Origin of the sequence: Ideonella flava (assembly GCF_051857595.1) — a bacterium.
Lineage (GTDB): Bacteria > Pseudomonadota > Gammaproteobacteria > Burkholderiales > Burkholderiaceae_C > Ideonella.
This window is the reverse complement of sequence record NZ_JBPZHD010000004.1, coordinates 499515-526018: the sequence shown is the minus strand read 5'-3', so window position 1 is coordinate 526018 and position 26504 is coordinate 499515. Positions and strand designations below refer to the sequence as shown.

Here is a 26504-nt window from a genome sequence, read left to right as displayed (position 1 = left end):
ATGGCCCTCGGTGAATTCGAACTGATCGAACGCTACTTCCGCCCGCCGGTTCGCCGCGCGGCGCTCGGCGGTGGAGATGACTGTGCCCTGCTGCAGCCCGCGCCCGGGCAGCAGATGGCGGTGTCGACCGACCTGCTGGTCGAAGGCCGGCACTTCCTGTCCACGGTGGCGCCGGAGCGCCTGGGCCACAAGGCGCTGGCCGTGAACCTGAGCGACCTGGCCGCCTGCGGCGCCGAGCCGCTGGCCTTCACGCTCGCCCTGAGCCTGCCGCGCGCCGAGGCGTCGTTCCTGGCGCCGTTCGCCAGGGGCATGCTGGAGCTGGCGGAGCAGCACGGCATCGAGCTGGTGGGCGGCGACACGACGGCCGGCCCGCTCACCATCGGCATCACGGCCATGGGCCAGGTGCCGCCGGGCCAGGCCCTGCTGCGCAGCGGCGCCCGCGCGGGAGATGAGCTCTGGGTGAGCGGCTGCCTGGGCGATGCACGCCTGGCGCTCGAAGTCTTCCGCGGCCGGGTCGAACTGCCCGGCGAAGCCTTCGGCGCGGTGAGAGAGGCGATGGAGCGGCCGCAGCCGCGCGTCTCGCTGGGCCTGGCCCTGCGTGGCATCGCAACTGCTGCGATCGACCTGTCGGACGGCCTCCTGGGTGACCTCGCGCACGTGCGCCGGCGCTCGGGCGTGGGCGCGACGCTGTGGCTGGACGCCCTGCCGCGCAGCGCAGCACTGGCCGCGCAACCGGTCAGCGTGCAGCGCGAATGCCTGCTGGCCGGGGGTGACGACTACGAGCTGCTGTTCACCGCCCCGGCGTCGGCTGCCGAGGCCGTGCGCGCGGCCGGCGTGGCCAGCGGCACGCCGGTCACCTGCGTCGGCCGAATCGAGCCGGCGTCGGAGGGGATGAAGGTCTACGCCGAGGCCCATGGGCGCGAGCCGCTGGATCTGGCGGCCTTCGCGAGCTTCGACCATTTCAAGCCGGCGTGATGAACGAAGAGATCGAGGACGCGCGCATCCGCGAAGAGACGCCAGCCGGCGGTGCGCAGGCCCCCGCCGCAGCACCCCGGCGGCCCAGCATCCGCCTGATGCTGTCGCACCCGGCCCATGCAATCTCCTTCGGCTTCGGAAGCGGCCTGTCGCCCGTGGCGCCGGGCACCGTCGGCACGCTGTGGGCGTGGCTCGCCTTCACCGTGCTGAGCCTGTGGCTCGGCACCGTCGGCTGGGGCGTCGTGCTGGCGATCGGAGCGCCCCTCGGCTGCTGGGCCTGCACACGAACGGCACAGGCCATGGGCGTCAGCGACCCGGGCGCCATCGTCTGGGACGAAGTCGTCGCCTTCTGGGCCGTGCTGTGGCTCATCGCACCCGCGGGCTTCGTGCTGCAGCTCGTCGCCTTCGCGCTGTTCCGCTACTTCGACGCCGCCAAACCAGGGCCGGTGGCCTGGGCCGACGGCCTGTTCAAGCTGGCGCCGGGCCGGCAGCCCGGCTGGAGGCAGGGCCTGGGCATCATGCTCGATGACGCGGTCGCCGCGCTGTGCACCCTGCTCGTGCTGGCGCTGTGGCGCGCGCTTTTCGGGAGCTGACGCGATGGCCTTGCTGGACGACAGCGACGCGCTGATGGCTCGCATCGGCGCGCTGGGCGACGAACTGCGCGCCGCCGGTCTGACCATCGCCACCGCCGAGAGCTGCACCGGCGGCCTCTTCGCCGCGCTGTGCACCAGCCAGGCCGGCTCCAGCGACTGGTTCGAGCGCGGCTTCGTCACCTATAGCAACGCCGCCAAGTCCGAGGCCCTGGGCGTGGAGGGCGGGCTCATCGCGGCGAATGGGGCGGTGAGCGAGCCGGTGGCGCTCGCCATGGCCGCAGGCGCCCTGGCGCACAGCCGCGCGCAGCTGGCGCTCGCCGTCACGGGGATCGCGGGCCCGGGCGGAGCCACGCCCGGCAAGCCCGTCGGCCTGGTCTGGCTGGCCGTCGCCTGGCGCGATGCTGGCGGCGCGGTGCACACCCAAGCCGAGCATCGCGTGCTGCCTGGCGACCGCACCGCCGTGCGCTCGGCCACCGTCCGATGGGGCCTGGATCGGTTGTCCGCGCTGGTGTCGGCCTTGGGCGCTGGCCGGGCTGGTCGCTGATCCGCTGCAGCGGCCCGACCTGCATGCCCGGTCTTGCGAAGGCTGACTTGGTACGCTGGCGGGCATGAGTCTTTACCTTTGCGGCGAACTCGACGATGTCGAGCGCCAGGCCTGGCTGGGCGCGCTGCGGGCCGCGCTGCCGGAAGAGCGAATCGAGGATGCGATCGGGCGGCTGGACCAGGCCGAGGTGGACGTGGCCCTCGTGGCCAATCCGCCGCCTGGCTCGCTGAACGGGCTGCCCGCCCTGCGCCTGGTGCAATCCCTCTGGGCGGGCGTGGACCGCCTGCTCGCCGACCCGACCCTGCCGACGGCCGTGCCGCTGGCGCGCATGGTCGATCCGACCATGGCCGCGGCGATGGCCGAGACCTCGCTGTGGGCCGTCCTGGCGCTTCATCGCGGCTTCTACGCCTACGCGCGCCAGCAGCGCGAAGAGCGCTGGAAAGTGCTCCCTCAGCGGCGTGCCGACGAGGTGCACGTCGCGGTGCTGGGCCTGGGAGAGCTGGGCTGTGCGGTGGCTGCGCGGCTGGCGGCGCAAGGCTACCGGGTGGACGGCTGGCGACAGGGTGGCGCGAGCTCGCGTGCGCGAGGGGGCATGCCCGTGCCGGTGCACGAAGGCACATCCGGCCTGGACCCGCTGCTCGCGGCCAGCGACATCGTCGTCAACTTGCTGCCGCTGACGGCCGCGACGCGCCGATTCTTCGACTCGAAACGTTTCAGCGCGATGAAGCGCGGCGCCGCCTTGGTCAACCTGGCGCGCGGCGCCCAGGTGGTCGAGGCCGATCTCCTGGCTGCGCTCGATGACGGTCGGCTCTCGCACGCGGTGCTCGACGTCTTCCAGGTGGAGCCTCTGCCTGCGGGACATGCGTTGTGGAAACACCCGCACGTGACGGTCCTGCCGCACGTCGCGGCGCTGACCGATCCTCGCAGCGCCGCCGAGGTGGTGGCGGCGAACGTGCGAGCCCTGCGCAGCGGCCAACCGCTCGCCCACCTCGTCGATCGCCAGCGCGGGTACTGAAAACGGGCCGTCGAAGACGTTCTGCGCCCAGCCCCGGCTTCAGCTACTTGAAGGCCTCCGGTTGCAGGGCCAGCGAAGGCCCGCTGGCAGCGCGGGCACCCCGGCGGCCGCCCGCGCGTGCGGCAACGGCCAGGTCCAGCGTCATCAGCATCAGCCGGCGCAGCCCGTCCCACGGGTCGTCCGGCCAGCCGGGGTGGCGCAGGCCCTTGACCAGGCCGTCGCAGGTGCTGGCAGCCTCGACGAGCGCGGCCAGCATTGCGTCGTCGACGCCTGGCAGCAAGGCCTCGAAGGCGCGCTCCTTGTCGCCCCAGACGCGCGCCTCGCGCAAGGCCATGGGCAAGGGCTTGCCGCCGACCGTCATCGCATCGCGGGCGCGTTTCAGGGCGCGGATGTCCTCGGCGAGCGTCCAGTGCACCAGGACCGCTGCTTCGCCCTCGGCCTTCAGGCCGTCGAGCATTCGCAGCGCTCGCGAAGCCTGGCCGGCCAGCACGGCCGCGCCCAGCTGGAAGACGTCGAAGCGGGCCACGTCGAGCACCGCCGATTCGATCTGCTCGAAGCTCAGCTCGCCGGCCGGGTGGAGCAGGGCCAGCTTCTGCAGCTCCTGGTGGGCGGCGAGCAGGTTGCCTTCGACCCGGTCGGCGAAGAAGGCCAGCGCCTGCTGGCCCGGTTCGCCGGCGGCCACGCGCTGGCCCTGGCTCGCCAGGCGCTGGGCGATCCAGGCCGGCAAGGCGTGACGCTCCACCGGCTCGACCCGCACCATCACGCCCGCCCGTTCCAGCGCCGTGACCCAAGCCCCCTTCTGCGCCTGCCAGTCCAGCTTGGGCAAATGGACGATGGTCAGCACGTCCTCCGACAGGGTTTCGCAGTAGGCCTGGAGCGCCGCCGAGCCTTCCTTGCCGGGCTTGCCGGTGGGGATGCGGATCTCGATCAACTTCCTGTCGGCGAACAGCCCCATGGATTGGGCCGCGCCCAGGACGCTGCTCCAGTCGAAGTGGGCGCCGCTGACGGTGAAGACCTGACGCTCGGAGAAGCCGGCCGCCCGCGCGGCGACACGCACCGCATCGGCCGCCTCCTGCGCCAGCAGCGGCTCGTCACCCTGGATGGTGTAGAGCGGCTTAAGGCCCGAGCGGCCGAGCTGTTGAGCGAGCTGGTCGGCACGCACCTGCATGGCCGGCCCCGCGCCTCAACCCTTGGGCGACGGCTGGCCGGCCGCCGCGAGCATCTGCAGCAGCTGCTGGGCCATGTCCTGGCGCATGTCGCGCACGAGGCCGGCCTCTTCCGTCTGCTTGGCCAGCGCGTCCTTCTCGAGGTAGCTCATGTCACGGACCAGCTCCAGCCGCTGCTCGGACAGCTGCGCGCCGCCGTCGGGCTTGTCGAGGCGGAAGCGCAGCGTGACGCGCAGGCGGAACTCGCGCACCTGGCCTGCTGCCGTGGACGCGGCCACGATCTTGTCGTAGCGGTCTTCCAGCACCACCAGCACCACCTCGGCATCCAGTGGCCGGTTGACCACCGTCACGCTGGGCGGCAAGGCCTGGCGCAGGGCTTCTGCCATAGGCGAAGCCGGCTTGAAGCCGCTGATCGCCAGGCGGGTGAACGGCAGCTGCACCGGCTGGCGCAGCTTGAAGCCACAGCCTGCCAGCAGGGCCGTGGCGAATGCGCCCGCGAGAGCGACGAACCGGCGCCGTGGGTGCAGCACGTCAGACGACCACGTTGACCAGGCGACCCGGCACGACGATGACCTTCTTCGCCGGCTTGCCTTCGGCGAACTTGGCGAAATCCGGGCTGGCCAGCGCGGCCGCCTCGATGGCGCCCTTGTCGGCCGCGGCAGGCACCTTGATCGAGCCGCGCAGCTTGCCGTTGACCTGCAGCATCAGCTCGATCTCGTCCTGCACCAGCGCCGCTTCGTCGACGGCGGGCCAGGGCGCGTCCAGCAGGTCGCCCATCGCGGCGGCGTAGCCGAGCTCCGCCCACAGCGCGTGGGTGAGGTGAGGGCAGGCCGGGTAAAGCGCACGCAGCAACACCGAGTAGCCCTCGCGCAGCACCGCAGCGTCGCCGGCGGCGTTGCCGGGTTGAAAATCCTCGAGCGCGTTGAGCAGCTTCATCGCGCCGGAGACGACGGTGTTGTACTGCATGCGCTCGTAGTCGTAGGTCACCTGCTTGAGCACCAGGTGCACCTCGCGGCGCAAGGCCTTGGCCTCGGAGGACAGGGCCGCGCCGGTGTCGGCCGTGCCTTGCAGCAGCGCGCTGTGCTTCGCACCGAAACCCCACACCCGGCGCAGGAAGCGGTGGGCCCCCTCGACGCCGGCGTCGTTCCACTCCAGCGTCTGCTCGGGCGGCGACGCGAACATCACGAACAGGCGCGCGGTGTCGGCGCCGTAGCGGTCGATCAGCTCCTGGGGATCCACGCCGTTGTTCTTGGACTTCGACATCGTCGTCATCTCGTACTCGAGCGGCGTGCCGTCCTTGAGCTTGCCGCCGATGACGTTGCCATGCGCGTCGCGCTCGACGTCGACCTCGTGCTCCCAGTAGTAGTTCTTGCCCGCGTCGGCCGGCTTGAGGAAGAACGCGCCCTTGAGCACCATGCCCTGCGTGAGCAGGCGCTTGAAGGGTTCGTCCGCCTTCACCAGGCCGAGGTCGCGCATGACCTTCGTCCAGAAGCGCGCATACAGCAAGTGCAGGATCGCGTGCTCGATGCCGCCGATGTACTGGTCCATCGGCATCCAGTAGTCGTTGCGCGGGTCGACCATCGCTTCATGGTTGTCGGCGCAGGTGTAGCGCATGAAGTACCACGACGAATCGACGAAGGTGTCCATCGTGTCGGTCTCGCGCCGCGCGGGCTTTCCGCAGCGGGGGCAGTCGACCTTCAGGAAGGCCTCGCACTTGTTCAGCGGGTTGCCGGAGCCGTCGGGGATCAGGTCCTCGGGCAGCACGACCGGCAGATCCTTTTCCGGCACCGGCACCGGGCCGCAGCTTTCGCAGTGGATGATGGGGATGGGCGTGCCCCAGTAGCGCTGGCGGCTGACGCCCCAGTCGCGCAGGCGCCAGGTGGTCTTCTTCTCGCCCAGGCCCTTGGCGGCGAGCATCTCGGCCACCTTGTCGACCGCCGGCTTGTAGGCCAGGCCGTCGAGCACGCCGGAGTGGATGCAGCGGCCGCGCTGCTTGTCGCCATACCAGTCGGCCCAGGCGGCGGTGGAGTAGCTCTCGCCCTCGACGCCGACGACCTGGTGGATGGGCAGGCCGTACTTCTTGGCGAAGGCGAAGTCGCGCTCGTCGTGCGCCGGCACGCCCATGACCGCGCCGTCGCCGTAGCTCATCAGCACGTAGTTGCCGACCCAGACCTCGACCGGCTCGCCGGTCAGGGGGTGGGTGACCTTCAGTCCGGTCGGCACGCCCTTCTTCTCCTGCGTGGCGATCTCGGCTTCGGTGGTGCCGCCCTGCGCGCATTCGGCGATGAAGGCGGCCACGGCCGGGTTGGACGCCGCGGCGTGCGCGGCGAGCGGGTGCTCGGGCGCGACGGCACAGAAGGTGACGCCCATGATGGTGTCGGCACGCGTGGTGAACACGTACATGCGGCCGTCCTGCAGGAGCTGGCCGTCGGCGCCGCGGATCTCGTGCGGGAAGGCGAAGCGCAGGCCCTCGCTCTTGCCTATCCAGTTCTCCTGCATCAGCCGCACGCGCTCCGGCCAGCCGGCGAGGTAGTTGCGGTCCTCGGGATTGGCCACGGCCGAGAGCAGCTCGTCGGCGTACTGGGTGATGTTGAGGTAGTAGCCGGGGATTTCGCGCTTTTCCACCGGCGCGCCCGAGCGCCAGCCGCGGCCGTCGATCACCTGCTCGTTGGCCAGCACGGTCTGGTCGACCGGGTCCCAGTTGACGACCTGGGTGCGGCGCTCGGCGATGCCCTTCTCGAGCATCTTCAGGAACAACCACTGGTTCCAGCGGTAGTACTCGGGCGAGCAGGTGGCGACTTCGCGCGACCAGTCGATCGCCAGGCCCATCGCCTGCATCTGTTGCTTCATGTAGGCGATGTTCGAGTACGTCCACTTCGCGGGCGGCACCTTGCTCTTCATCGCGGCGTTCTCGGCCGGCAGGCCGAAGGCGTCCCAGCCCATGGGCATCAGCACGTTCATGCCCTTCATCCGCAGCTGGCGGGTGAGCATGTCGTTGATGGTGTAGTTGCGCACATGGCCCATGTGCAGCTTGCCCGAGGGGTAGGGCAGCATCGAGCAGGCGTAGAACTGCGGCTTGCTCTTGTCCTCGGTGACGCGGTAGGCGTCACGGGCGTTCCAGTGGTTCTGGGCGGCCTTCTCGACCTCGGCGGGGACGTATTTCTCGTTCATCCCCGGATTTTAGGTGGCTACCCGGGCGCGCTGGCCGCCCGCCCTCCTCGGGGCGGCCCAGCGGTGATGCGGCCCCCTAACGGCCTGCGGCCGATCCCCCCGAGGGGGAGCCATCACCTCGGGGCGGCCCAGCGGTGATGCGGCCCCCTAACGGCCTGCGGCCGATCCCCCCGAGGGGGAGCCATCACCTCGGGGCGGCCCAGCGGTGATGCGGCCCCCTAACGGCCTGCGGCCGATCCCCCCGAGGGGGAGCCATCACCTCGGGGCGGCCCAGCGGTGATGAAGCCGATCTTCGACAAGCCGGCGGTTTGCAGCAGGCCGATCAACTCGGCCACCTTCCCATAAGGCACGCTCGCATCGGCGCGCAATTGCACTTCCGTGGCCGGGTTGCGGCCGGCGGCGCGCTGCGCCTGCTCGCGCAGTTCATCCACCGTCACCGGTTGCTCGCCGAGGTAAAGCTTGCCCGCCGGATCGATCGCCACGGCGATGAAGGCGGGCGTCTCGCTGGCCCGGCTGCCCTCGGCCTTGGGCAGGTCCAGCTTGAGGCTGGAGCTCATCAGCGGCGCGGTGATGATGAAGATGACCAGCAGCACTAGCATCACGTCGATGAGCGGCGTCATGTTGATGTCGCTCATGGGGCTGGGCGCGCGTGCGCGCTCTAGGCGGCCGAATGCCATGGCCTGCGCCTTCAGTCGATGTGCAGCGCGATCTCGCGCAGGTCGTGCGCGAAGCCCTCGAGCTCGGCCTCGCAGGCGCCGAGCCACTTGCCGAACACGTTGTAGGCCAGCACCGCCGGGATGGCCACCGCCAGGCCGGCGGCGGTCATCACCAAGGCCTCACCCACCGGCCCCGCGACCTTCTCTATCGTGATGCCGCCGGCCGTCGCGATGCCCAGCAGCGCGTGGTAGATGCCCCAGACGGTGCCGAACAGGCCCACGAAAGGCGCCGTGGCGCCGACCGAGGCGAGAAACACCTGGCCCGCCTGAAGGTGCGCGAGCCCGGCATGCAGCGCGTCGCGCAGGCGGCGGGTGAGCTGTGATTCGATGGCGCCGTGCGTCTGCAGCGTGCCCGCACCGGGCTGGGCGAAGGCCGCCTCGGCGAGCGGGGCGATGACACCCTCGCGGTCCAGGGCCTTCAGCCGCTCGCGCGCGGCCCGGCGATCCGGTGCGTTCCAGAAGGCGTCGATGCCGCGTTGCAGATCGACCCGGGCGCGGTGCAGTACCCAGGTCTTCCAGAAGATCAGCACCCAGGCACCGATCGACATCACCAGCAGCATCAGCGCGACGGCACGGCCGATCGCATCGCTCTGGAACCAGAAGCCCTGCAGCCCTTCCATCAGAGCGGATCCAGCCCGAGCACGTCGGCCATCGAATACAAGCCCGCCCCACGCTGCGCGAGGAAGCGCGCAGCTCGCAGGCTGCCCTGCGCGTAGCCGACGCGGCTGGTGGCCTTGTGGCTGATCTCGATGCGCTCGCCGGTGCCACAGAACATCACCGTGTGGTCGCCGACGATGTCGCCTCCGCGGACGGTGGCGAAGCCGATGGTCGACGGGTCGCGCTCACCGGTGACGCCTTCGCGCCCGTAGATCGCGTGGGTCTTCAGCTCGCGGCCGAGCGCCTTGGCCACCGTCTCGCCCATCGCCAGGGCCGTGCCGCTGGGGGCGTCGACCTTGTGGCGGTGGTGGGCCTCGACGATCTCGATGTCGTAGCCCTCGGAAAGCGCGCGCGCCGCCATGTCCAGCAGGCGCAGCGCGACGTTCACGCCGACGCTCATGTTGGGCGCCATCACGATGCCGATGTCCTGCGCCGCCGAGGCGATCTTCGCCTTCTGCTCTTCGTTGAAGCCGGTGGTGCCGATCACCATCGCCACGCCCTTTTCGCGGCAGGCGGCGAGGTGGGCCAGCGTTCCCTCCGGCCGGGTGAAGTCGATCAGCACCTGGGCGCCGGCCAGGCCCTGGGCCAGGTCACCGGTGACCTGGACACCGCTGGCGTGGCCGAGCCAGGCGGTGGCGTCCTGGCCGATTGCCGCGCTGCCGGCACGGTCCAGCGCACCGGCGAGACGGCAGTCGCCGGATTGCTGCACCGCCTCGACCAGCATGCGGCCCATGCGGCCGCTGGCGCCCGCGACGGCTATCGCCAGTCCGCCGGCGGTCATTGGGGCTCCAGCGGCGGGTAGCTCCGCACGGCGCCTTGCGGCGCCGCGGAGACTTGCGCCACGGCGGGCTCGAGCTTGGGCGGGGGCAGGGCCGCGCGCTCTTGTTCGGTCAGCTCCAGCTTGGGCGGCGAGCCGGAGCGTTCGGGCTTGCTGATCGAGGCGACGAATTCCAGCTCGCTCGGCAGGTCGGGCGCCTGGACCGACTCGACGTTGTCGCCATCGAATAGCACCACGACCGCGCGCTGCTGCGGCTCGGTGCCGGGGCGGCGGATGACGAACACGTAGTCCCAGCGCTGGGCGTGGAAGGGGTCGGCCAATAGCGGCGAGCCGAGCACGTCGCGCACCTTACCGCGCGGGGTGCCGGGCTTGATGGCGGCTATCTGCTCCTTGGTGACCACGTTGCCCTGCACCACCTCCACCCTGTAGGGCGTGATGACGCTGGTGATGCCGTCGCTCATCGTGCGGCTGACCAGGGTGCAGCCGCCCAGGGCAAGCAGGCCGGCCAGCGCGGCCGGGACGATGGACAGGCGTGGGAGTCGGGACAACAAGGGCATGGGAGCGCGCGCAACGACTGGTGGAACCGGCGCCGTGGCGGGCGCGGGGCATGGGCGGCGTGCCGACGGCGCGGACCGACCCGGTCCACCGCCGCACTGGCTATGATTCATCGATTCTAGCGGCCCGACCCGGGGCCCACGCGGACAGCGAAAGCGCACCATGCCCACCCACGTCGACGAACTCAAGAGCAGCGGCCTGAAGGCCACCCTGCCCCGCCTGCGCATCCTCGAGATCTTCCAGAAGTCGCCGGTGCGGCACATGACGGCCGAGGACGTCTTCAAGGCGCTGCTCGTCGAAGGCTCCGACATCGGCCTGGCGACCGTGTACCGCGTGCTGATGCAGTTCGAGCAGGCCGGCATCCTGGTGCGCAGCCATTTCGAATCAGGCAAGTCGGTGTTCGAGCTGAACGAAGGCCATCACCACGATCACCTCGTGTGCGTGACCTGCGGCCGGGTGGAGGAGTTCTTCGATCCCGAGATCGAGGCGCGCCAGCGCTCGGTGGCGCAAAGCCGTGGCTTCGAGCTGCACGAGCACACGCTGGCGCTGTATGCCGTGTGCACCAAGGCCCACTGCGAGCACCGGCCGGCAGGCAGCCTGCCTGTCAGGGTTCCCTCAGGGCATCCATTGCCGCCTGGTGACGAGCAATGAACTCCTGGTAGGTGTCGATGCCGCGCAGCTGCAGGATGGTGTTGCGCACCGCGGCCTCCACCAGCACCGCCAGGTTGCGGCCCGCGTCCACCGCGATCACCACCTTGCGCACCGGGATCTCGAGGATCTCCTCGTACAGCGGCTCGTAGGGCAGGCGCTCGAACTCGCGCTCCATCGTCTCCTTGCGCACGAGGTGGACGATGAGCTTCAGGCGCATCTTCCGCCGCACCGCCGTCTCGCCGAAGATGGCCTTGATGTCCAGCAGGCCGATGCCGCGCACCTCGAGCAGGTTCATCAGCAGGTCGGGGCAGCGGCCTTCGAGCGTGCTTTGCGAGACCCGGTAGAGATCGACGGCGTCATCGGCCACCAGGCCGTGGCCGCGTGAAATCAACTCCAGGCCGAGTTCGCTCTTGCCCAGGCCCGACTCGCCGGTGAGCAGCACCCCCAGGCCGAGGATGTCCATGAACACCCCGTGGCGAGTGGTGCGCTCCGCGAACAGCTGGCTCAGGTACGAGCGGACCACGTCGATCACGTGGCCGGCCGAGGCGGAGGTGATGAACAGCGGGATCTCGGCGCGATCGCACATGGCGACCAGGCGATCCGGCGCACGCTGGTCGTCGGCGACGATGATCACCGGCGGCTCGAGCGTGACGATGCGCTGGATGCGACGCTCCAGCACCTCCGGTGCCGCGTCGTTCAGGTAGGCCACCTCGCGCCGGCCCACGAGCTGCACGCGATAGGGGTGGATGTAGTTCAGGTAGCCGACCAGGTCCGCGGCCGAGCGCGCGTCGCGCACGGCGGCTTCGTCGAAGCGGCGCTCCGGATGGGCGTGGCCGGCTATCCATTCCCAGCGCAGCGAGGGCTGGTGCTCTTCGAACAGCGCCTCGGCGCTGATGGAGATGGGTTTCACCCGGCGATTGTCGTCAGGCCACCGACTTCAGCGGTTCCCAATCGGCGATGAGCTGGTGCACGGTGGCGGCGTCAGGTGCCGTCTTGAGCTTCTCGCGCAGTTCCCGGTCCGACAGCAGTTCCGCGATCTCGGACAGGATCTCGAGGTGGCGTTGCGTGGCGGCCTCGGGCACGAGCAGGAAGATCAGCAGGCTGACGGATTCATCGTCGGGGGCGTCGAACGGGATGGGGTCTCGCACGCGCAGCACCGCCGCCAGCGGATTCTTCAGCCCCTTGACGCGTCCATGCGGCACTGCCACCCCGTGCCCCAGGCCGGTCGAGCCCAGGCGTTCGCGGGCGAAGAGATTGTCGGTGACGGTGGCGCGGGCGATGGCGTGCTGGTTTTCGAACAGCAGGCCGGCGTGCTCGAACGCGCGCTTCTTGCTGGTCGCATCAACACCCACCAGCACGTTCTCGACGGGCAGGATGGCGGCAAGGCGGTTCATGAACGGCTCTCTCGACGACTACGGTCAGACGTGCAGTCTTTCGGCCGGTGATCCCTCCGGCTTTAAGGGGGCAGATTATAGAAATCGGTCGCATCCCACGCTCGAATCAACGGTGGCGGCGCGTAGGGCGTTGACCCTGGATGCTGCGTTGCAGCAACAGTCTAGCGAGTCCGGGGGGCCATGGTTGGTATTAGTTCTCAACAAATGACAAGGCGGCCAGATGGCCGCCCGATCGGGAATCGTGGGTCTGCGGTCCGTCAGGCGCTGGCGCCCTGGCGCTTGGCCGCCTCGTGATGATGGTCTTGCAGCCGGTCCTTGTGGCGGCAGACCTGGCGATCGAGCTTGTCCATCAGCTGATCGATCGCGGCGTACAGGTCCTCGTGGGCCTGTTCGACGAAGATGTCCCGACCCTTGACATGCAGGGTCACTTCGGCCTTCTGCCTGCGTTCCTTCTCCTTCAACTTTTCCACCGTCAGCAGCACGCTCACATCCACCACCTGGTCGAAATGGCGCGTGACGCGCTCTAGCTTGGTGAGCACATACTCGCGCAGAGCAGGTGTCACTTCCAGGTGATGTCCGCTGATCGTCAAGTTCATCGAGGCCTCCTTCGCGAAGCTGGGGTTGCGGCACCGCACCGGCCTAGGCCAAGGCCGGCTTCATGACGCCAAGATGACGCCACCGGTCCAATCCAGTGTGCACGCGGCCCATCCCTTTGACAAGAACAGGGGCGCCAGCCGAGGCCGGTTAGACTGCGTCATTTGGTGCGGGGCTGCCCTGCATCAAACGGCCTGCAGGCCGTGCCTGGCCCTCGCGCGAGGCGATAATCTGCAGCTTCGACTCGATTCTCTGAAGGTCACCGTGGACAGCTCCCACCCTCGGTGACCGCCTGCTCCAGCGCACCGATCAGGCCGCCAGGCCGTTGAGTGGGCAGGATGGGCGGTCCCCTCCATTCGCCCCCTGAAGTGACATTGGCCGCGCCGGCACGACAAGCCTGGCCGGCACCGCTGGAGCCCTTGATGCTCAACGTCTTCACGCTCGACAAAGGACGCCTGTCGGGCCGCCTGCTGCAAGAAGAGATCGACTCGGCCGCCGAGCTGGCCGAGGTGCAACCCGTCTGGGTCGACCTGGAGGCGCCCACCGCCGAAGAGATCGGCTGGCTCCACGGCCGCTTCGGCCTGCGCATCCCCGACAACATCGTCGACGACGACCTGGAGGAATCCGCCCGCTTCTACGAAGAGGACAACGGCGAGCTGCACATCCGGTCCGACTTCCTGATCGACGATGACGTCACCCCACGCAACGTGCGCGTGGCCTTCATCCTCTACAACAACGTGCTGTTCTCGGTGCACGAGGAAGACCTGCCGGTGTTCCGCCTGCTGCGCCTGCGCGCGCGCCGGATCCCGGCCCTGATCGAGGACGCCAAGGACGTGCTGCTCAAGCTCTACGACGCCGACGCCGAATACTCGGCCGACGCGCTCGAGGGCATCTACCTCAACCTCGAGAAGGTCAGCGCCCGCGTGCTGAAGGAAGAGGTCGACGACCGGGCCGCCGGCGAGGCGCTGGGGGCCATCGCCAAGGAAGAGGACCTGAACGGCCGCATCCGCCGCAACGTGATGGACACCCGCCGCGCGGTGAGCTTCATGATGCGCAGTCGCATGCTCAACGCCGAGCAGTTCGAGGAGGCCAGGCAGATCCTGCGAGACATCGACTCGCTGGATTCGCACACCGCCTTCCTGTTCGACAAGATCAACTTCCTGATGGACGCCACCGTCGGCTTCATCAACATCAACCAGAACAAGATCATCAAGATCTTCTCGGTGGCTTCGGTTGCCCTGCTGCCGCCGACGCTGATCGCCAGCGTGTATGGCATGAACTTCCAGGGCATCCCGGAGCTGCAGTGGAGCTACGGCTACTACTACGCCATCGGGCTGATGGTCGCGTCGGTGGCCGCGCCGCTGCTCTACTTCCGCCGCAAGGGCTGGATGCGCTGAATCCGCCAACACATCACGCTGGTTACGGCGGGTTTCTGAGACGCGGGGGTAAACCCGGCTGCAACTGACGACAGGGGCCGACGAAGAAGTCGGCATGAAAACCCTGCTCGCTGCCGGTCTTTTCGCCGCCTGCGCGGCCGCCAGCTCTCCGGCGCTGGCCCAGTTCAACACCGTGCCGGCGGCCCTGCGGCCGGCGGGCGCCATGGTGTCCGAAGCCCGCAGCGAGCAGGAGTACCGACGAGACGCCGCGCGACGGGTGTACGAGGCGTTTCCGGGCCACATCCACAAGGGCAAGCTTCCACCCCTGATGTACGCGATCGCCATCACCGAGACGGATGTCGATGCGGACGGCCATGTGGTGGACGTCCGGCTCACGCGAGAGCCGGCGGCGGCCAAGGAGGTCGGACCGTGGGTGGTCGCGCTGCTGCGTCAGGTCGCCCAGTTCCCGGCGCCGACCCGGATGGCGCGAGCCACCTACAAGGAGATCTGGCTGGTCGACAAGAGCGGCAAGTTCCAGGTCGACACGCTGACCGAAGGCCAGCGCAGCGGACAGTGACGCGATCGAAAGCCGCTTCGGGTGAAGGGTAGAAGAAAGCCGCGCAGCGCCCGTGAGCGAATGAGGGAGGGAGGGAGGAGGAGAGGCGCTCCCGGGTGACAACCAGATGGACTGGCAGGCTGCGCGGCTGAAAGAGGACGGATGCCGGCGTCGCAAACCCGCATCCGGGGCGTTGCCAGAGCGCGGCCCCTTCAAATTCGGAGTGTGCGCGAGCGTCGAAGTTCCGTCCACCAGTGAGGTTTTTTCCAGTAACAGCGCCCGGCGCCGGCTCAGGCGCGAGCCTTCGCCTTGATCGCCGCGATTTGCGCCTCTTGGGCGGCCTTGCGGTCGGCCGCGACCTTCTGTGCGGAAGCGCGCTCGCCGACCAGCTTCACATACGGTTTCCAATCGACGCCGCCTTCAGCCAGCAGATCGACGCCGTAGATGGCCTTGGTGGCCATGGACACGAGGGGCAGGGAAGCGAAGGCTGCGCAATCCGCGCTGGTGAATTCCGTGCCCGCGACATAGGGCGCGAAACGGGCCAGGCGCTTGAAGGCCACGATGTTCTTGTCCAGCAACTTGCGCACGCGGGCCTGGTTGGCTTCGCTCACCGTGCCGCCGAAGAAGGCTTGCGGGTACAGCTCACGCACGACGAGCTCGAGGTGCAGCTCGATGAAAGTCGTCAGCTCACGCACCTTGGCGGCGCCCCACGCATCGGCCGGCACCAGCGGCGGCGCCGGATAGGCCGCCTCGAGGTACTCCACGATCACCTCGCTTTCGCACAGGGTGCGGCCGTCGTCCAGGCGAATGAAGGGCACCTTGCCCAGGGGCGACGCGGCGAGCGTCGCCTCGTCCTTCGGGCCCGAGGCGACGTATTCCTCGGTGAAAGGGATGCCCTTTTCGAGCAGCACCATCTTGACCTTGTTGTAGTAGTTCGAGATGGCGAAGCCGCACAGCGTGATCATGCAAATCTCCTCGGGATCATGAAGTGCCGGCAGTCTAGCCACGCGGGCTGAACGGGCTTGCCGCCAACGCGACAGCCTGGCGGCGCGGGTCAGGCCGCCCGCGGACGGCGGCTGACGAGCGCGATGCCCCCGGACACGGCCACCAACGCGATCACGAGCCGCGAAGTGAGCGGCTCTCCCAGCAGGCCGACTCCGGCCGCGAGGCCGAAGACCGGCGTCAACAGCGTGAACGACGAGATCTGCGTGGCCGGGTAATGCCGCATCAGCCAGAACCACAGCAGGTAGCTGGCGAAGGTGACGATCACCGTCTGGAAGGCCAGCGCGCCCCAGGCCAACCCGCTGGCCTGCGCCGGCCACGCTTCGCCCACCCACCAGGACGCGAGGCCCAGCAGCGGTGCGGACACCAGCAGCTGGTACATCAGGGTCTGCTCCGCAGGTGCATTGGACAGGCGGGTGGCGCGGATGGTCAGCGTCGTTCCGGCCCACAAGGCTGCGCCGGCCACGCCCAGCGCATCACCCCACCACTGCCTGGGGCCAGCGCCTGTGACAGCGGAGAAGCTCTCCCCCAGCGCGATGGCCACGCCCGCGAATGCCACCGCCAGGCCGCTCCACTGGGCTCCGCGCAAGCGCTCGCCCGGGGCGACCCAGGGCATTCCCAGGGCGACGAAGAAGGGCGCGAGGTAGATGAACACCGCCATGCGCGAGGCGCTGGTGTACTGCAGGCCGACGAAGATGCAACCGAACTCGAGCGCGAATAGCGCACCCGCGGCCAGGCCCGGCCACAGTGTCGGCGGTGCCGATGCCGCCGGACGCAGCGGGATGCGTCGAACGCCGGCCCACAGGCCCAGCAGCAGGGCCGCCCCGGCCGAGCGCAGAGCCGCCTGCAGCAAAGGCGGGATCTCCGCCACTGCGACCTTGGACGCGGTCTGGTTCAGGCCCCACAGCGCCGCACACAGCAGGAGGCTGGCGATGGCGATCGGGTCGAGGTGGGAGCGGCGTTGCGCGGTCACCGATGGACCCTCCTGTCGCCGAAGGCGCCATCCTGCCCGAGGGAGGGAGCGCCCCCTACGGGCGGCCGGGCGGGGGCGCTCATGCGCCACGCCCTGCGGATTCGGCCCGGCGGCCGATCAAGGCCCAGGCCAGCAACCCGGCAAGCACCCCGCTGGCGTGGGCCGCGGGGGCCAGGAGGAAGTCCCAACCGTCGATGCGGCGTGTGGCGTCGCCCCAGGGCGCCTCGGACAGCACCTTGGCGGCCAGCCCGACGACCAGCAGCGCACCGATGGCCCTCGAACGGCGGTCCGCGCCCCGCGCCAGCAGGTGGCATCCCAGGATGGCGGCGGCCGCATGCAGCACGCCGGACAGGCCGCCGTAGTGCTTCAGGGCGGGCTGAGCGAGCAGCCCCATCTGGCTGAGCGGCCAGGCCAAGGCCCACGCCCGCACCGCCGGCACGCCGGCGCGAGCGCGCCAGCCGAGCAGGGCGATCAAGGCGCAGCCGGCCAGGTTCATCGCCAGGTGGCGCGCGCTCCAGTGGACCCAGGCGGCCGTCAGCAAGCGCCACGGCTGACTGATGGCGAGCGCGGGCTGCCAGTCCAGCAGTTCACGCGGCAACGGCCAGGCCAACAGGGCGCCCGTTGCGCCGATGGCGCAGGCCGCCGGCCAGGCCCAGCGTCGCCAGGTCAACCGAACACCGCCCGCCACAGTGCGCGGATGGCTTCGCGCTCAGCGGCCAGCAAGGCGGGGTCGAACTGGGTCGGCTGTTCGTCGAGGCGGGCGCGGTGCTGGGCGCGCCGCAGTTCGCGGTAAGCATCGGCCGCGGCATAGCCGACGCCGAGGGGCAGCAGGCCGGCCTCCTCGGCGCGGCGCAACAGGGCGATGTTGCCCTTGTTGTCCAGCAGCAGCGGGTGGCGCGACCCCTCGGCCAGCACCAGGTACTGCACCGCGAACTCCGCGTCCATCATGCCGCCGTCACTGTGCTTGACGTCGAAGCGGCCGGCAGGCACCGGGCGGGCAGAGCGCACCTTGTCGCGCATCGCATGGACTTCGGCCCGCAGCGACTCCGGCTCGCGAGGCATCGCCAGCACCTCGCGCCGGGTGGCCTCGAAGCGTTCGCCGAGGTCGGCGCTGCCGGCGCAGAAGCGCGCGCGAGACAAGGCCTGGTGCTCCCAGGTCCAGGCGGTGTTGCTGCCGCGGCCGCGCTGGTAGCGCTCGTAGGAGTCGATCGAGGTGACCAGCAGGCCTGAGTTGCCGTTGGGCCGCAGCGCCGTGTCGATGTCGAACAGCTCGCCCGCCGCCGTGCGCAGCGTGAGCCATCCGATCAGCTTGCGCACGAAGGCTCCGTAGACCTCCTGCGCGCGGTCCTTGTCAGGCTCGTCGGCATCGTCGTAGACGAAGACGAGGTCGAGGTCGCTGCCGTAGCCCAGCTCCAGGCCGCCCAGCTTGCCGTAGGCGATGACGGCGAAACGCGGCACTTCGCGATGGCGCTGCTTCAGGTGGCCCCAGGCCCAGCGCAGGCAGCAATCCACCACCGCGTCCGCCAGGGCGGAGAGGTCGTCGGCGACCTCCTCCACCGTGATGCGGCGCTCGACGTCGCGCACCAGGGTGCGGAAGACCTCGGCATGGTGGGCGCGGCGCAGGGTGTCGAGCAGCGAGCCCTCGTCCGCCTCGCCCGAGCGGACCCAGGCGGCATGGCGCTCTTCCAGGTCGGCGACGAACCCGGCGCGATCGAAGCGCTCGCGCAGCTGTCGCTCGTCGGCCAGCTCGTCGATCACGCCCGGATGGCGGATGAGGTAGCGCATCGGCCAGCGGGCCAGGCCCAGCAGGCGCAGCAGGCGCCGCTGCACCTCCGGCCGCTCGACCAGCAACGCGAGGTAGCTCTCGCGTCGCAGCAACGGCTCGACCCAGTCGAGCAGGCGCAGCGTGGCATCCAGGCTGCACTCGCCCTTGGTGATGCCGGCGGCCGCGCGCAGCATCAGCTTGCCCAGGCGCAGCTTGCTCTCGTCGCGCAGGGCCTGCACGCGCGGGCGCGCGGCGAAGATGCGCACCCGCTCGGCGAGCTCCTCGGGCAGGCGTTCCAGCAGGGCTTCGCTGTCCACCGCGAGCGGACCTTCGCCGCACTGGCGGCAACCGCCGTTGCCCGGCTTGGCGGCGCCGGGCGCCTGGCCGTCGTGCAACAGGGCATCGAACTCCGTCGCGACCAGCTCGCGCACGTCGCAAAGGCGGTCCAGCAGCTGGCAGGTGTCGGCGTTGCAGGGCAGCTCCATGCTGGCGGCTATCCAGGCCAGGTCGCCGTCGCCGGTCGGCAGCAGATGGGTCTGCTGGTCGTCCAGGTACTGGATGCGATGCTCGATCTGGCGCAGGAAGACGTAGGCGCCCGCCAGCTTGCGAGCGGCTTCGGCCTTCATCAGGCCGCCGGCGGCCAGCTTGTCCAGTGCCTTCAGCGTCGAGCGGGTGCGGATCTCGGGGAATTGCCCGCCGCGCGCGACGAGCAGCAGCTGGACGATGAACTCGATCTCGCGGATGCCGCCGCGCGACAGCTTCACATCGTTGGCGCGCTCCGGCCGACCGGCCGCTCGGCGCTGGGCCTCGTCGCGGATCTTGCGGTGCAGTTGGCGCAGGCCCTCGAAGACGCCGTAGTCGAGGTACTTGCGGTAGACGAACGGCGTGACGAGGGAGCGCAGCGCCAGGGCGCGCCCGCTGGTCACCGATTCGCGCGGGGCGACCACGCGGCTCTTCAGCCAGGCGAAGCGCTCCCATTCGCGCCCCTGCACCAGGAAGTACTCCTCCAGCATGGCCAGGCTCACCACTGGCGGGCCGGAGTTGCCGTTGGGTCGCAACGCCAGGTCGACGCGGAAGACGAAGCCGTCATCCGTCACGTCGCCGATCAGGGCATAGAGCTGGCGCGCGACCTGCGAAAAGTACTCGTGGGCGGAAAGCCGGCCGCCCGGTCCACCGACGGTCGTCCCATCTTCCTCGTAGACGTAGATCAGGTCGATGTCGGACGAGACGTTGAGCTCGCGCGCCCCGAGCTTGCCCATGCCGACGATCCAGAAGTCGACGCGCCGGCCGGTCGAATCCAGCGGCGGGCCGTGGCGGGCATCGGTGTCGGCCAGCGCCTTCGCCAGCGCCCGCTCCAGGGTTGCCTCCGCCAAGCAGGTCATGGTGGCGGTCACGACCGACAGCGGCGCGCCCTGCTCGACGTCGAGCACCGCGAGCCGCTCGATCACCAGCTGGCGCGCCACCCGCAGCGCGGCGGGCAGCGCACGGCCACCGGCTTCGAGCGCGTGGATGAGCGCGTGGATCTCTCCCGCCCCCGGCGCGCCGGCCGGCAACAGGGCCAGCTCGGCTTCGTAACGCCGCCTCACACGCTGCACGAAGCGGCTGTGCACCGCCGGCGCGCGGGTTCGTTGAACCAGGGTCGCCCCGGAGCTGCCGGCCTGTTCCGAGGTGCTCAAAGCCACGCCGCGGCCTCCGGGCCCAGGCCTCGCCGCCGCCGCCCCGCGAGGGAGCGAGGCACCCCGGGAACGGCCCGGGCCTGCCTCGGCTCTATGCTAGATTGGTTCGTTGACGCGGCAGGGGGGCGAGGCCCCATCGGGACTGCGTCATTCCACGAGGCTGGCGCCGGGGCCTGCCGCCCGGTTCTGTTCATGCCTTCGATGCCCTCTCGTTCCGAGCGCGTGCCGCTGCACCGCCGCCTTGCCACCCGGTTCACGCGCCGGGCTGGCACCGCTGTCGATAAGTCGTTCACCACCGTCTGGACGCGGCCGTCACGCTGGTTGTTGGCCCTGTCTCGCCGGGCCTTGCGCTGGACCGCGCTGCTGGTGCTCACGCTGTGGAGCATCGTACTGATCGGCTGGCTGACACTGCACTGGGGGATTCTGCCGCACATCGACGAATGGCGTCCGCAGATCGAGGAGCGCGCCAGCCGGGCACTCGGCCTTCCCCTTCGCATCGGCCACATCAGCGTCAATTCGCCCGGCTGGGTGCCCGCGCTGGAGCTGCGAGACGTCACGCTGTCGGACCGCGACGGCCGGGAGGCCCTGCGGCTGCCGCGCATCAGCGCCGCCCTGTCGCCGAAGTCGCTCTTCGCCCTGCGCCTGGTGTTCTCGCAGCTGTACATCGAAGGGGCCGAGCTGGAGGTCCGGCGCGACGCGCAGGGCCGGCTGCACGTGGCCGGCCTGGACATGGAGACCTCGGCCCGCGTCGACGCCGGCAGCGGGGACCACAGCACGATGGACTGGCTGCTGTCGCAACCCGAGTTCGTCCTGCGCCACGGCACGCTGCGCTGGGTCGACCAGCAGCGCGCAGCTCCCCCGCTGCTGCTTCAGGATGCCGACCTCGTGTTGCGCAATGGCTTGCGCAGCCATGACCTGCGGCTGGATGGAACGCCCGGCGCCGGCCTGGGCGAGCGATTCACGCTCAGCGGCCGCTTCACCCAGCCGTTGCTCGCCAGGAGCGGCGACTGGGCGCGCTGGGCGGGAACGGTCTACGCGCAGCTTCCGTCGGTCGACATGGCCCGGCTGAGCGAGCACGTCACCCTGCCCTTCGAGCTGCCCAGCGGCAACGGCGCGGCACGACTGTGGCTGGACGTCGCCAAGGGCCAATGGCGCCATGCGACGCTGGACGCCACGCTGGACGGCGTGCAGCTCAAGCTCGGCCCGGCCCTGGAGCCACTGGAGCTGGCGCACGTGCAGGGCCGTTTCGAGGCCGAACGCAGCAGCAACAGGCTGCGCCTGGCCGCGCAGCAGTTCGCCTTTGCCACCGCGGATGGCGCCAGCTGGCCGGCCAGCCGATTCGAGCTGGCGCTCACGCAGCGCCAGCTGCTCAGCCAGGCCGCCTTGTCGGATCAGCCGGTCGCCGGCGGCGAGTTCAGTGCCGACCGCCTGGACCTGGCGCTGATGGCGGCCGTCGCCGGCCGGCTGCCGCTGCCCGACAACGTCCGCCGCGGCCTGGCCGAGCTGGCGCCCAGTGGCGTCGTCCAGGGCCTGCAGGCGAACTGGATCGGCCCGCCCGAGCAGCCCGTGCACTACCGCGTCAAGGGCCGGGTGAACGGCCTGTCGATCGCCTCGCTGCCGGCCGCCGAGCCGCAGCAGGTCGGCCGGCCGGGCTGGCGGGGAGCGGACCTGGAGATCGACGCCACCGAGGCCGGCGGCGAGGGCCGGCTGGTGCTCGCCAAGGGAGCGCTCGACCTGCCGGGCGTGTTCGAGGATCCGCTGCTGCCGCTGGACCACTTCAGCGCCAAGCTGGTCTGGCAGCTGACGCCGCAGCATCCGCAGGGCCGCGCTCCCGCCAGCGCCTTGCCGCCGATGATCGACCTGCGGGTGCAGGAGGCGAAATTCGCCAATGCCGATGCGCGCGGCGACCTGCAGCTGCATTGGCACACCGGGCAGGGCCTGGCGCGCGGCAAGGGAGGCCGCTATCCCGGCGTGATCGATGTCACCGCCCACATCGAGCAAGGTCAGGCGGCGCGCGTCCAGCGCTACATGCCTCAGGCCCTGGCGCACACCCGCGACTACCTGGCCGGTGCCATCCAGTCGGGCACCGTGCGCAATGCCCGGCTGCGCCTGCGGGGCGACCTGCAGGAGTTCCCCTTCGCGCATGCAGGCACCAACGTCCGTGACACCGAATTCCACATCAGCACCCAGGCCGAGAACCTGGACTTCGCCTACGTGCCGCCGGTGTTGACGGGCGGCGTCTCGCGCTGGCCGGCGTTCACCAACCTGTCCGGCGAGCTCGTCTTCGACCGCGGCGCGATGCACATCAAGGACGCCCGCGCCAGGCTGTGGGGCATCGAGCTGAAGGGCGTCAACGGCGAGATCGCCAACCTGCTGCACGAGCCGACCCTGGACATCCAGGGCGGCGGGCGCGGGCCGCTGGCCGATGCCCTGCGCTACGTCAATTCCACCCCGATCGACGGCTGGCTGTCGCACGCGCTCAAGGACACGACGGGCAATGGCGCGATGGACCTGCAACTGGCCCTGCGCATCCCGCTGAACGACGCCCAGCACACCGTCGTCAAGGGGGCCGTCACCCTGGCAGGCAACGACGTGCGCCTGCGGCCCGACGTGCCCTTGCTGGCCAATGCCAGGACGCGGGTCGACTTCACCCAGCGGGGCTTCTCGCTGACGCCGGGCACCGCCCGCGCGCTCGGCGGCGAGCTCAGCTTCGAAGGCGGCATGGGAGGCGAAGCGGCCGCGCCCTTGCGCGTGGCCGTCCAGGGCACCGCCACGGCCGAGGGCCTGCGCCAGGCCAGCGAGCTCGGTTGGGTGCCGCGCCTGGCGGCTGCCATGAGCGGCCAGGCGCCCTACAAGCTGCAGATCGGCGTGCCGCGCGGCCACACCGAGCTGCAGATCACCAGCCCGCTGACGGGCATGGCGCTGGACCTGCCGCCGCCGCTGCGCAAGCCGGCCGAGGCGAACTGGCCGCTGCGCATCCAGACCCTGGTCCAGCCGGTGGCCGCCGGCGCGCCCGAGCCCGCGGCCGCACGCGACACGCTGCACGTGGAGCTCGGCAGCGTGCTGCAGGCCGACTATCAGCGCGAGCTGACGACCGACGGCGCCCGTGTCCTGCGGGGCACGGTGGCCGTGGGAGAGGCGACGTTGCCGCCCATGCCTTCGGCCGGCACGGTCACGGCAGCCTTGCAGGTGCCGCTGCTGCATGTCGACGCGTGGTCGGCGCGGCTTCGCAACTGGTGGCCCGAAGCTCGCGCAGGCGTCGAGACCCGCGCGGGAGCACCGGCCACCGACGCCGTATCGCCCGAGGCGCTCGGCTACCTGCCGACGGAGCTCGCCCTGCGTGCCGGCGTCGTCGTCCACGAGGGCCGGCGCTTTGCGAGCGTCAACGCGGCGGTGCAAAGACGCGGCAGCGGCGACAGCGAGACCTGGCACGCCACCGTCCAGGGCGATGCCGCCCAGGGCCAGGTCGACTGGCGGCCGGCCGGCGCCGGAGCGCCCTGGCCCCGCTTGCAGGCCAGGCTCGCGCGGCTGTCGATCCCGGCGCCCGAGGTCGATCCCGCGGCCAAGCCCGGCGCTGCCGAGGCAGCCGCCGAGGCCGCAGCGGCCAACGCCACCACGCCACCGGCGCTGGATGTCGCCGTCGAAGAGCTGGAATGGCGCGGCCGCAAGCTGGGCAAGTTCGAGATCGAAGGGCGGCCGGCCGAAGGCCCGGCGCCGCGCGACTGGCGGCTGGCGCGGCTGGCCCTGAGCTCACCCGAAGGTCGGCTGTCGGCGAGCGGCCAGTGGGCCGCACCCAGGCGCCGCATGGCGCTGGACCTGAAGCTGGACGTGTCGGACGCCGGCGGCCTGCTGGAGCGCTTCGGCCTGGGCAAGCAGGTGCGCGCCGGGCACGGCCGCGTGCAGGGGCAACTGGCCTGGACCGGCGCCGCCCTGGTGCCCGACTGGGCCTCGCTCGGAGGCACCGGCCAGGTCAGCATCGACAACGGCCAGTTCCTGCGGGCCGAGCCGGGCGCGGCGCGGCTGCTGGGCGTGCTGAGCCTGCAGGCGCTGCCACGGCGGCTGACGCTGGATTTCCGCGACGTCTTCCAGCAAGGCTTCGGTTTCGACAACTTCGGCGGCGACGTGGTGCTGGAGCAAGGCATTGCCCGCACCAACAACCTGCGCATCCGGGGCGTGCAGGCCGCCGTGCTGATCGAAGGCCAGGCCGACCTCAAGCGAGAGACGCAGGACCTGCACATGGTCGTGGTGCCCGAGATCAACGCCGGCACCGCGTCGCTGGCCTATGCCGCGATCAACCCGGCCATCGGCCTGGGCACCTTCCTCGCCCAGCTCTTCCTGCGCAAGCCGCTCATGCAGGCCGGCACGCGCGAGTTCCGCGTCCTGGGAAGTTGGTCCGATCCGCAGGTCGACCCGATCGCGCGGCATCCCGACGCCCCGCTGCCCGACATGGAATCCGCCGCCGCCTCTGCCCCGGCCGGGCCACGCTGACAAGGTCGGGATGCCCGGCCTCGGGCCGCCGGGCGTAGCATCGGCGCCCAGCGGCCGACACCGATCGGCCACAAGAACAAAGGCAAAGGAGGGACGCATGCAGAGCCTGTCCAACTGGCTGGAGCGACGCCGGCGCGTGTGGCGTGCCCGGCGCCTGAGGGCCTTCGTCCGCCTGGCCGGCGCCCGGCCGGGTGACCGGGTGCTCGACCTGGGCGGCAACGTGGAATGGTGGTCGCTCGGCCGCGAGCCCTACGACGTGACGCTGTTCAATCTGAAGGCCGAGGCGGCCGACAGCGCGCGCCCCTGGCTCAAGCCGGCCAACGGCACGCGCTGGCGCATCGAGGTGGGCGATGCCGCCGACCTGTCGCGTTACGAGGACGCCGCCTTCGACTGGGTCTTCAGCAACAGCCTGATCGAGCACCTGGGCGACGACGAGCGCGTCGCCCGCTTCGCCGCCGAAGTGCGCCGCGTCAGCCGAGGCTACTGGGTGCAGACGCCAGCCGGCTGCTTCCCGGTCGAGGCGCACACGGGGATCCCCGGCTTCTGGGCCCTGCCCAGCGGGCTGCGCGGGGCGCTCGCGCGGCGCATCGACGCCCGGCGCGCGGCGCAACCGTGGGCCTGCAGCGTCGTCGAGACACGCTGCATCGGAAGGCGACAGTTGCGAGCCCTGTTCCCGGACGGCCGGCTGCACGTGGAGTGGCTGGCCGGCTGGCCGAAGTCCTGGTCCATCTACCGCCGCAACGCCGCATGACGCCCGGCCAACTGCTGCGCCTGGGCAGCCGGCGGGTGGAGCAGCACCTGCGCGAGGCAGCCTACCTGCGCCTGGGCATCGACGCGACGCGGCCGCTGGCCATTCGCGCCCATCCGACCGAGCGCTGCAACTATCGCTGCGGCTCCTGCGCCTGCTGGCGCCTGCCCGAGTACCCGGCCGAGATGACGCTGTCGCAGTGGTGCTCCGCGCTGGCCGGCGTGGCCGAACTCGCCGGCCGGTGCACGGTCCAGTTCGCCGGCGGCGAGCCCCTGCTGTTCGGCCCCTTCCTCGATCTGGTGGACTGGTGCCGCGACCAGGGCCTGGCCTGGGGGATGATCACCAACGGCTCGGCCCTGAATGAGCGCACCGTCGCGCGCCTGGTCGCCGCCCGGCCGCTCAACATCGACGTCTCCGTCGACGGCGCCAGCAGCGCGGTGCACGACGCCTCGCGCGGCATGCCCGGTTCGCTCCTGCACATCCGACGGGGCCTGCAGCGGCTGCGCGACCGGCGCGAAGCCGAGGGCGCCCGCTTCGCCATCCGCGTGAAGACCACCGTGCATCGCCGCAACCTGCACGAGCTGCCGGCGCTGGTGGACTGGGCGCGCGAGGCCGGCGCGAACTCGATCGATTTCAGCCCCGTGCGGCCCTGGACCGCCGAGGTCCGGGACGACCTGTGGCTGCGGCCCGAGGACGAGCCCCGCCTGGCCGAGGTGGTGGCCCGGCTGCGTGCCGCCAGGCGGGCCGGCGCGCCGATAGAGACGGAGGACCAGCGGCTGGCGTCGTGGCCGCAGCACTTCCGCGGCCAGACCATCGCGCCGCCGCTGTCGCCCTGCCGGGTGGGCCTGCGCGACCTGCACATCCTGTCCAACGGCGACGTGCGAATGTGCTGGGAGTATCCGGTGGTGGGCAACCTCACGAGGGCGACCGCGCGCGAGATCTGGCGCGGCGAGACCGCCCGGGCGCAGCGCCGGGCCATGGTGAACTGCGCGGACTTCGGCTCGCCCAAGTGCGCCTCCTCCTGCCTTTCGCACCGCAGCCTGGCGCAGGACTGGCAGCGCGTGCGCCTGTGGCAGCCCATTCGCGAGCTGCCCGTGGCGCCGAGGTAGAC

At 70.6% G+C, this 26504-nt stretch carries 24 protein-coding genes; 10 read left to right on the top strand and 14 right to left on the bottom strand.

Annotated features, from left to right (window positions below; genetic code table 11):
* The 4 genes from thiL to ACS5PM_RS11515 all read left to right on the top strand — a co-directional run bounded on the left by thiL (position 1) and on the right by ACS5PM_RS11515 (position 3127).
* Positions 1-975 carry a thiamine-phosphate kinase gene (thiL, locus tag ACS5PM_RS11530; protein WP_439387761.1) on the top strand — a complete coding sequence of 325 codons (975 nt, stop codon included), beginning with the start codon at positions 1-3 and terminating at the stop codon, positions 973-975.
* Positions 975-1568: a phosphatidylglycerophosphatase A family protein gene (locus ACS5PM_RS11525; protein ID WP_439387760.1), complete on the top strand. Its 594-nt coding sequence runs from the start codon at positions 975-977 to the stop codon at positions 1566-1568. The genes thiL and ACS5PM_RS11525 overlap by 1 nt, the downstream gene beginning before the upstream one ends.
* Positions 1569-1572: 4 nt before the next feature.
* Positions 1573-2112 carry a CinA family protein gene (locus tag ACS5PM_RS11520; RefSeq protein ID WP_439387759.1) on the top strand — a complete coding sequence of 180 codons (540 nt, stop codon included), beginning with the start codon at positions 1573-1575 and terminating at the stop codon, positions 2110-2112.
* A 64-nt stretch (positions 2113-2176) separates the two neighbouring features.
* Complete coding sequence (locus ACS5PM_RS11515; protein ID WP_439387758.1) at positions 2177-3127, top strand: 2-hydroxyacid dehydrogenase; 951 nt, start codon at positions 2177-2179, stop codon at positions 3125-3127.
* 43 nt (positions 3128-3170) lie between these two features.
* On the opposite strand, the gene holA is transcribed toward ACS5PM_RS11515, so the two are convergent.
* The 7 genes from holA to ACS5PM_RS11480 all read right to left on the bottom strand — a co-directional run bounded on the left by holA (position 3171) and on the right by ACS5PM_RS11480 (position 10172).
* A complete protein-coding gene (gene holA, locus ACS5PM_RS11510; protein WP_439387757.1) occupies positions 3171-4295 on the bottom strand; it encodes a DNA polymerase III subunit delta in 1125 nt (374 codons plus the stop codon).
* A 15-nt stretch (positions 4296-4310) separates the two neighbouring features.
* Complete coding sequence (locus ACS5PM_RS11505; protein WP_439387756.1) at positions 4311-4823, bottom strand: LPS-assembly lipoprotein LptE; 513 nt, start codon at positions 4821-4823, stop codon at positions 4311-4313.
* A gap of 1 nt (position 4824) precedes the next feature.
* Positions 4825-7464, bottom strand: coding sequence for a leucine--tRNA ligase (gene leuS / locus ACS5PM_RS11500; RefSeq protein ID WP_439387755.1), 2640 nt, complete (start codon positions 7462-7464; stop codon positions 4825-4827).
* A gap of 218 nt (positions 7465-7682) precedes the next feature.
* Positions 7683-8141 carry an ExbD/TolR family protein gene (locus tag ACS5PM_RS11495; RefSeq protein WP_439387754.1) on the bottom strand — a complete coding sequence of 153 codons (459 nt, stop codon included), beginning with the start codon at positions 8139-8141 and terminating at the stop codon, positions 7683-7685.
* 11 nt (positions 8142-8152) lie between these two features.
* Positions 8153-8800: a MotA/TolQ/ExbB proton channel family protein gene (locus ACS5PM_RS11490; protein ID WP_439387753.1), complete on the bottom strand. Its 648-nt coding sequence runs from the start codon at positions 8798-8800 to the stop codon at positions 8153-8155.
* Complete coding sequence (gene dapB, locus ACS5PM_RS11485; RefSeq protein ID WP_439387752.1) at positions 8800-9618, bottom strand: 4-hydroxy-tetrahydrodipicolinate reductase; 819 nt, start codon at positions 9616-9618, stop codon at positions 8800-8802. The genes ACS5PM_RS11490 and dapB overlap by 1 nt, the downstream gene beginning before the upstream one ends.
* Entirely contained in the window at positions 9615-10172 is a 558-nt protein-coding gene (locus ACS5PM_RS11480; protein ID WP_439387751.1) for an outer membrane protein assembly factor BamE, read from the bottom strand. Before ACS5PM_RS11480 ends, dapB begins: the two co-directional genes overlap by 4 nt.
* Before the next feature lie 160 nt (positions 10173-10332).
* On the opposite strand from ACS5PM_RS11480, the gene fur reads away from it, so the two are divergent.
* Positions 10333-10821 (top strand): ferric iron uptake transcriptional regulator, encoded by a 489-nt coding sequence (fur, locus tag ACS5PM_RS11475; protein WP_439387750.1) that lies wholly within the window; start codon positions 10333-10335, stop codon positions 10819-10821.
* On the opposite strand, the gene hprK is transcribed toward fur, so the two are convergent.
* The 3 genes from hprK to hpf all read right to left on the bottom strand — a co-directional run bounded on the left by hprK (position 10775) and on the right by hpf (position 12811).
* Complete coding sequence (hprK, locus tag ACS5PM_RS11470; RefSeq protein WP_439387749.1) at positions 10775-11731, bottom strand: HPr(Ser) kinase/phosphatase; 957 nt, start codon at positions 11729-11731, stop codon at positions 10775-10777. The two genes, fur and hprK, sit on opposite strands and share 47 nt — an antisense overlap.
* 13 nt (positions 11732-11744) lie before the next feature.
* Entirely contained in the window at positions 11745-12215 is a 471-nt protein-coding gene (locus ACS5PM_RS11465; protein WP_439387748.1) for a PTS sugar transporter subunit IIA, read from the bottom strand.
* A gap of 257 nt (positions 12216-12472) precedes the next feature.
* A complete protein-coding gene (hpf, locus tag ACS5PM_RS11460; RefSeq protein ID WP_439387747.1) occupies positions 12473-12811 on the bottom strand; it encodes a ribosome hibernation-promoting factor, HPF/YfiA family in 339 nt (112 codons plus the stop codon).
* 420 nt (positions 12812-13231) lie between these two features.
* Between hpf and corA the strand changes: the two genes are divergently transcribed.
* The gene (gene corA / locus ACS5PM_RS11455; RefSeq protein WP_439387746.1) at positions 13232-14206 is read left to right on the top strand and encodes a magnesium/cobalt transporter CorA; all 975 of its coding nucleotides are present in this window, start codon (positions 13232-13234) and stop codon (positions 14204-14206) included.
* 94 nt (positions 14207-14300) lie between these two features.
* Positions 14301-14762, top strand: coding sequence for a hypothetical protein (locus tag ACS5PM_RS11450; RefSeq protein ID WP_439387745.1), 462 nt, complete (start codon positions 14301-14303; stop codon positions 14760-14762).
* 269 nt (positions 14763-15031) lie between these two features.
* Here ACS5PM_RS11450 and ACS5PM_RS11445 read toward each other — a convergent pair whose 3' ends face one another.
* The 4 genes from ACS5PM_RS11445 to glnE all read right to left on the bottom strand — a co-directional run bounded on the left by ACS5PM_RS11445 (position 15032) and on the right by glnE (position 20157).
* On the bottom strand, positions 15032-15706 hold the full coding sequence (locus ACS5PM_RS11445; RefSeq protein ID WP_439387744.1) for a glutathione S-transferase: 675 nt from the start codon (positions 15704-15706) through the stop codon (positions 15032-15034).
* Positions 15707-15795: 89 nt separating this feature from the next.
* Positions 15796-16716, bottom strand: a complete 921-nt coding sequence (locus ACS5PM_RS11440) for a DMT family transporter (protein WP_439387743.1) — start codon at positions 16714-16716, stop codon at positions 15796-15798.
* A 79-nt stretch (positions 16717-16795) separates the two neighbouring features.
* On the bottom strand, positions 16796-17386 hold the full coding sequence (gene rrtA, locus ACS5PM_RS11435; RefSeq protein ID WP_439387742.1) for a rhombosortase: 591 nt from the start codon (positions 17384-17386) through the stop codon (positions 16796-16798).
* Positions 17383-20157 carry a bifunctional [glutamate--ammonia ligase]-adenylyl-L-tyrosine phosphorylase/[glutamate--ammonia-ligase] adenylyltransferase gene (gene glnE / locus ACS5PM_RS11430; protein ID WP_439387780.1) on the bottom strand — a complete coding sequence of 925 codons (2775 nt, stop codon included), beginning with the start codon at positions 20155-20157 and terminating at the stop codon, positions 17383-17385. Before glnE ends, rrtA begins: the two co-directional genes overlap by 4 nt.
* Before the next feature lie 201 nt (positions 20158-20358).
* Here glnE and ACS5PM_RS11425 point away from each other — a divergent pair, with 201 nt between their 5' ends.
* The 3 genes from ACS5PM_RS11425 to ACS5PM_RS11415 all read left to right on the top strand — a co-directional run bounded on the left by ACS5PM_RS11425 (position 20359) and on the right by ACS5PM_RS11415 (position 26502).
* Positions 20359-24645, top strand: coding sequence for a YhdP family protein (locus ACS5PM_RS11425; RefSeq protein ID WP_439387741.1), 4287 nt, complete (start codon positions 20359-20361; stop codon positions 24643-24645).
* A 97-nt stretch (positions 24646-24742) separates the two neighbouring features.
* Positions 24743-25396: a class I SAM-dependent methyltransferase gene (locus ACS5PM_RS11420; protein WP_439387740.1), complete on the top strand. Its 654-nt coding sequence runs from the start codon at positions 24743-24745 to the stop codon at positions 25394-25396.
* The gene (locus ACS5PM_RS11415; protein WP_439387739.1) at positions 25393-26502 is read left to right on the top strand and encodes a radical SAM protein; all 1110 of its coding nucleotides are present in this window, start codon (positions 25393-25395) and stop codon (positions 26500-26502) included. The genes ACS5PM_RS11420 and ACS5PM_RS11415 overlap by 4 nt, the downstream gene beginning before the upstream one ends.
* Positions 26503-26504 lie beyond the last annotated feature (2 nt).

What these genes read in the sequence shown, in the direction of transcription:
- thiL (WP_439387761.1), top strand. Translation starts at nt 1, where the DNA reads ATGGCCCTCGGTGAATTCGAACTGATCGAACGCTACTTCCGCCCGCCG.
- ACS5PM_RS11525 (WP_439387760.1), top strand. Translation starts at nt 975, where the DNA reads ATGAACGAAGAGATCGAGGACGCGCGCATCCGCGAAGAGACGCCAGCC.
- ACS5PM_RS11520 (WP_439387759.1), top strand. Translation starts at nt 1,573, where the DNA reads ATGGCCTTGCTGGACGACAGCGACGCGCTGATGGCTCGCATCGGCGCG.
- ACS5PM_RS11515 (WP_439387758.1), top strand. Translation starts at nt 2,177, where the DNA reads ATGAGTCTTTACCTTTGCGGCGAACTCGACGATGTCGAGCGCCAGGCC.
- holA (WP_439387757.1), bottom strand. Translation starts at nt 4,295, where the DNA reads ATGCAGGTGCGTGCCGACCAGCTCGCTCAACAGCTCGGCCGCTCGGGC.
- leuS (WP_439387755.1), bottom strand. Translation starts at nt 7,464, where the DNA reads ATGAACGAGAAATACGTCCCCGCCGAGGTCGAGAAGGCCGCCCAGAAC.
- ACS5PM_RS11495 (WP_439387754.1), bottom strand. Translation starts at nt 8,141, where the DNA reads ATGGCATTCGGCCGCCTAGAGCGCGCACGCGCGCCCAGCCCCATGAGC.
- ACS5PM_RS11490 (WP_439387753.1), bottom strand. Translation starts at nt 8,800, where the DNA reads ATGGAAGGGCTGCAGGGCTTCTGGTTCCAGAGCGATGCGATCGGCCGT.
- dapB (WP_439387752.1), bottom strand. Translation starts at nt 9,618, where the DNA reads ATGACCGCCGGCGGACTGGCGATAGCCGTCGCGGGCGCCAGCGGCCGC.
- ACS5PM_RS11480 (WP_439387751.1), bottom strand. Translation starts at nt 10,172, where the DNA reads ATGCCCTTGTTGTCCCGACTCCCACGCCTGTCCATCGTCCCGGCCGCG.
- fur (WP_439387750.1), top strand. Translation starts at nt 10,333, where the DNA reads ATGCCCACCCACGTCGACGAACTCAAGAGCAGCGGCCTGAAGGCCACC.
- ACS5PM_RS11465 (WP_439387748.1), bottom strand. Translation starts at nt 12,215, where the DNA reads ATGAACCGCCTTGCCGCCATCCTGCCCGTCGAGAACGTGCTGGTGGGT.
- hpf (WP_439387747.1), bottom strand. Translation starts at nt 12,811, where the DNA reads ATGAACTTGACGATCAGCGGACATCACCTGGAAGTGACACCTGCTCTG.
- corA (WP_439387746.1), top strand. Translation starts at nt 13,232, where the DNA reads ATGCTCAACGTCTTCACGCTCGACAAAGGACGCCTGTCGGGCCGCCTG.
- ACS5PM_RS11450 (WP_439387745.1), top strand. Translation starts at nt 14,301, where the DNA reads ATGAAAACCCTGCTCGCTGCCGGTCTTTTCGCCGCCTGCGCGGCCGCC.
- ACS5PM_RS11445 (WP_439387744.1), bottom strand. Translation starts at nt 15,706, where the DNA reads ATGATCACGCTGTGCGGCTTCGCCATCTCGAACTACTACAACAAGGTC.
- ACS5PM_RS11425 (WP_439387741.1), top strand. Translation starts at nt 20,359, where the DNA reads ATGCCCTCTCGTTCCGAGCGCGTGCCGCTGCACCGCCGCCTTGCCACC.
- ACS5PM_RS11420 (WP_439387740.1), top strand. Translation starts at nt 24,743, where the DNA reads ATGCAGAGCCTGTCCAACTGGCTGGAGCGACGCCGGCGCGTGTGGCGT.
- ACS5PM_RS11415 (WP_439387739.1), top strand. Translation starts at nt 25,393, where the DNA reads ATGACGCCCGGCCAACTGCTGCGCCTGGGCAGCCGGCGGGTGGAGCAG.